The following is a 3,480-nucleotide window of genomic DNA, read 5'->3' as shown; positions in this document are numbered from 1 at the left end:
GTTATACCCATACGTCACCAGCAACACCGGACAGCCCGCGGCCCGGGAGGCCCGGGCATAGTTGCAGGAGACGCCGATCATCAGCGTGCGGGCAGGCGAAGTGCCGAGGCATTCGCAGGTTCTCTGCAAGGGCCGCGGATCTGGCTTTTTGCGCTCGAATGAATCCCCGCCAAAAACCTGGGTAAAAAAGCCGTCGAGGCCTTTGAGCTTGAGCAGTTCGCGGGCAAACGCCAGGGGTTTGTTGGTCAGGCAGGCAAGCCGCAGTCCGTCCTGCTGCAACACATGCAAGCCTTCCAGGACACCCGGATAAACCGCAGAGTGCCGGCCATTGATGCGGGTGTAATGCCGTTGGTAAGCGACGTAGGCCGCATCGTAAAGCGCTATTAAATCGATAGCTGCCAGCGCAATGCCCATCTTCTCCTGGACATATTTCAGCGTGGTCCTGACGAGATGCTCCGAGCCTTTTCCAACCATGCGCTCCACTGCTGCAGCATCAAGCGCAAACGCCGGCAGGTGGCCCGGCAGCATTTCAGCCAGCATCAGGTTGAGGGCAGCCACAAAGTCGCCCAGGGTATCGACCATGGTGCCGTCCAGGTCGATGATGGCAGCGTCAAAACGGTCGTTGTCAAAAATCATTAGGGTTCAATACAAGGCAGTAACGCTCAAAACAGATAGCAGCCCGAACTGATGATACGGATGAGTCATTCCTGGCACAGGAATTCTCCCCAAGACCAGTCACCGCCAGTACCTCATCGGGTTGATCTTAAAGGCAGATRGCCTGTTGTCTTCTGCAGCCGTGAGTCCGGGCCGATCCTGCCATATGGCGGCGGCCGTGGGCCGCGCACAGGCATGCTGGACAGCATGCCGATGATCCAGGGAACTATCAGGAATAAAAAAGCGGCGCACCACTTTCGCGACGCGCCGCTTCGGCTGCTGAACTCAATTCAGCCTGGATCCCTTGGGCAGCCGGGCGGCCAGCCACTCATGGACGTCGGCCCGTACATTGCGGCCGCGCAGCAGGAAGTCTTCCCACAGCGACGGAACGTAAGGCAAGTAGACCAGCGGCATTCCAGCCTGCTCGGGGGTGCGGGCGCCTTTGCGTGCGTTGCACGACCGGCATGCACTGACCAGGTTGGTCCAGCTGTAGGCTCCACCCTTGCTGTCGGGAATGATGTGCTCGGCTTCGAGATCTTTTTCGAGGAAGATCTGAGCGCAGTAGGCGCAGGTGCAGCGGTCCCGGCGCAACAGCTTGGGTTTCGACACGGCCGGCGTGACCTCAAACAGGTTGCGCCGCGGCGAACCGCGCAGGGCAATGATGGGCTGAATGACCATCAGCGATTGCCGGCCACGCGCCACATTCCACCCACCGCGAAGCGTGGCGAGGGGGCTGTCACCCTCCTCCCACGCCACGGTACCGGTGGCATAGTGCAACGCCGCATCTTCAGCCGTGATCCAGGCTTGGGGCGTCCCCTGGATGTCGAGCTGCAGAACGTGATGCATCGTGGCCTCCTGTAAGGTGAAATGAATGAATTTGGTAGCTCTTGAGAGGATCGAACTCCCGACCATCGCCTTGTAAGGGCGCTGCTCTACCTGCTGAGCTAAAGAGCTGAACAACGAAGCGCTGAATGACGAATGGTGCGGACAGAGAATTTCGAAATCTCGACCTACCGGTTAAAAGCCGGTTGCTCTGCCTCTGAGCTATGCCCGCATTGGAGTGGGGTGCAAGACCGGACTCGAACCGGTGACCCGCGGGGTCACATCCCGCTGCGCTGCCAACTGCGCCACTTGCACCGAAAAAAAAGAAACTGGTAGCCGCAGCCGGCATCGAACCAGCGACCTGTGCCTTATCAAGGCACTGCTCTACCACTGAGCTATGCGGCTATGAAAAAAAATTGGCTCCACGACCTGGGGTCGAACCAGGGACGACGCGATTAACAGTCGCGCGCTCTACCAGCTGAGCTATCGTGGAATAAGGGAGGCGGGAAATCAGGTGGGCTCACCACTCGCCGCATTCGCGGACACGCTGATCCAGGTCACGGTCATCTTGTGCATGCCCTCGCTTCTCCAAGGCATGACGATGCCGCGCGCTGCCGGCGGCGGCGATACCGCGCAGCAGGGCACGAACAATGCGGTTGCGGGGTGTGGTCGTCCGTTTGGCCATCCTCCTGGAGGCCGCTGTGTTTCTGGCTGTCATGGCAAATCTCCTTGAGGTTGGTTGAACGGGGAATGTGGCGCGCCTGGGCCGATTCGAACGGCCGACAAACTGGGGTAGAAGCCCAGCGCTCTTTCCTGGCTGAGCTACAGGCGCTGAAAGCAATGAGATGGAGGCGGTGGTCAGATTCGAACTGACGCGTGCTGACGCAGGCGGATTTGCAATCCGCTCCCTTCGACCACTGGGGTACACCGCCGGAAATCGCTGGCGGGCGCGAGAAGAATCGAACTTCTAACCTTCGGCTTTGGAGGCCGCTACTCTGCCTGGTTGAGCTACACACCCGTAGGAAACGTGAGTCCGGAGCCGCAGGACGGTTTTGATGCCGGCACCTTCGACCCTTCGAAAAATAAAAAAAAATGGTGCCCCAGGCCGGCATCGAACCGGCATGCCCGAAAGCGCTGGCTTCTAAGGCCAGTGTGTCTTCCCATTCCACCACCGGGGCTGAAAACTGTTCTGGTACTCAAGGGGAGACTCGAACTCCCAAAAGACCTGGTTTTGAAGCAGGCGCGTCTTCCGATTCCGCCACTTGAGCATTTATCTGGTGTCCAGCCCGGATTCGATCCGGCGCATGGGGTTATCGATCCATCGACCGAGGTAGCACGGCATGAATGGTGGCGGCCTGTACGGGAATCGAACCCGTGACCACATCCTGGACAGGGAAGTGCTCTACCAGCTGAGCTAACAGACCAAAAGAATGAAGAAGACCGGAATGAAGATGGTCCATGTAGCAGGTCTCGAACCTGCGACCTCATGCTCCCAAAGCACGCGCGCTACCAACTGCGCCACACACGGATTGAATCGAGCTGAATGAAAACTGAATGGCCTCGCGTGAAAGATTTGAACTTCCGACCCTCTGCTTCGTAGGCAGATGCTCTGATTCCGGACTGAGCTAACGCGAGAAAAATCTATTTGGGTTATTGCTGCTGCACGCAGGCAGACTCGAACTGCCAGCCTCGACCTTCGGAGGGTCGCGCTCTGAGTCCCGCTGAGCTATGCGCGCAAATGGCTTGGGTGATGCAGGTGGTGGTTGCAGTTGGGACCGAGCCAACGACCGGCGGGTTATGAGCCCGCTGCTCTACCACTGAGCTATGCAACCCGAAAAAATGGCAGGCCGTGATGGATTCGAACCACCGAAATGTCGGGATCAAAACCCGATGCCTTGGACCAGCTTGGCGAACGGCCCATCAAAGAGATGGCGGAAGATAGGGGATTCGAACCCATGAGCCCACTTTCATGGGCTCTCGCTTAGCAAGCGAGTGCCTTGAACC

Annotated in this window: 3 protein-coding genes and 16 tRNA genes; all 19 read right to left on the bottom strand. The window is 58.6% G+C overall.

Going from position 1 to position 3,480, the window contains the following annotated elements:
* The coding region (locus tag AC1D1P_RS18095) for an HAD hydrolase-like protein (RefSeq protein ID WP_477673914.1) at positions 1 to 636 on the bottom strand (636 nt) is incomplete at its 3' end.
* 303 nt (positions 637 to 939) lie between these two features.
* Positions 940 to 1,500, bottom strand: coding sequence for an HNH endonuclease (locus AC1D1P_RS18090; protein ID WP_477673913.1), 561 nt, complete (start codon positions 1,498 to 1,500; stop codon positions 940 to 942).
* Between the two features lie 32 nt (positions 1,501 to 1,532).
* Positions 1,533 to 1,608: transfer RNA gene (locus AC1D1P_RS18085), tRNA-Val, on the bottom strand.
* Between the two features lie 25 nt (positions 1,609 to 1,633).
* Positions 1,634 to 1,708 (bottom strand) — tRNA-Lys (locus AC1D1P_RS18080).
* Positions 1,709 to 1,715: 7 nt separating this feature from the next.
* A tRNA-His gene (locus AC1D1P_RS18075) sits at positions 1,716 to 1,791 on the bottom strand.
* 15 nt (positions 1,792 to 1,806) lie between these two features.
* Positions 1,807 to 1,881 (bottom strand) — tRNA-Ile (locus tag AC1D1P_RS18070).
* 12 nt (positions 1,882 to 1,893) lie between these two features.
* Positions 1,894 to 1,969, bottom strand: a tRNA-Asn gene (locus AC1D1P_RS18065).
* Between the two features lie 27 nt (positions 1,970 to 1,996).
* Entirely contained in the window at positions 1,997 to 2,194 is a 198-nt protein-coding gene (locus AC1D1P_RS18060) for a hypothetical protein (RefSeq protein ID WP_477670721.1), read from the bottom strand.
* Positions 2,195 to 2,229: 35 nt separating this feature from the next.
* Positions 2,230 to 2,308: transfer RNA gene (locus tag AC1D1P_RS18055), tRNA-Arg, on the bottom strand.
* A gap of 14 nt (positions 2,309 to 2,322) precedes the next feature.
* Positions 2,323 to 2,408: transfer RNA gene (locus tag AC1D1P_RS18050), tRNA-Cys, on the bottom strand.
* A gap of 9 nt (positions 2,409 to 2,417) precedes the next feature.
* Positions 2,418 to 2,494 (bottom strand) — tRNA-Trp (locus tag AC1D1P_RS18045).
* A 75-nt stretch (positions 2,495 to 2,569) separates the two neighbouring features.
* Positions 2,570 to 2,654, bottom strand: a tRNA-Leu gene (locus tag AC1D1P_RS18040).
* 12 nt (positions 2,655 to 2,666) lie between these two features.
* Positions 2,667 to 2,744, bottom strand: a tRNA-Leu gene (locus AC1D1P_RS18035).
* A gap of 80 nt (positions 2,745 to 2,824) precedes the next feature.
* A tRNA-Asp gene (locus AC1D1P_RS18030) sits at positions 2,825 to 2,900 on the bottom strand.
* Positions 2,901 to 2,928: 28 nt separating this feature from the next.
* Positions 2,929 to 3,004: transfer RNA gene (locus AC1D1P_RS18025), tRNA-Pro, on the bottom strand.
* 27 nt (positions 3,005 to 3,031) lie between these two features.
* Positions 3,032 to 3,111, bottom strand: a tRNA-Arg gene (locus AC1D1P_RS18020).
* Between the two features lie 25 nt (positions 3,112 to 3,136).
* Positions 3,137 to 3,212 (bottom strand) — tRNA-Arg (locus AC1D1P_RS18015).
* A gap of 21 nt (positions 3,213 to 3,233) precedes the next feature.
* Positions 3,234 to 3,308, bottom strand: a tRNA-Ile gene (locus AC1D1P_RS18010).
* An 8-nt stretch (positions 3,309 to 3,316) separates the two neighbouring features.
* Positions 3,317 to 3,395 (bottom strand) — tRNA-Gln (locus AC1D1P_RS18005).
* Positions 3,396 to 3,480: the final 85 nt, after the last annotated feature.

The organism is Polaromonas sp. P1_E1_2, assembly GCF_056406035.1.
This window is presented reverse-complemented; position numbering and strand designations above follow the sequence as displayed.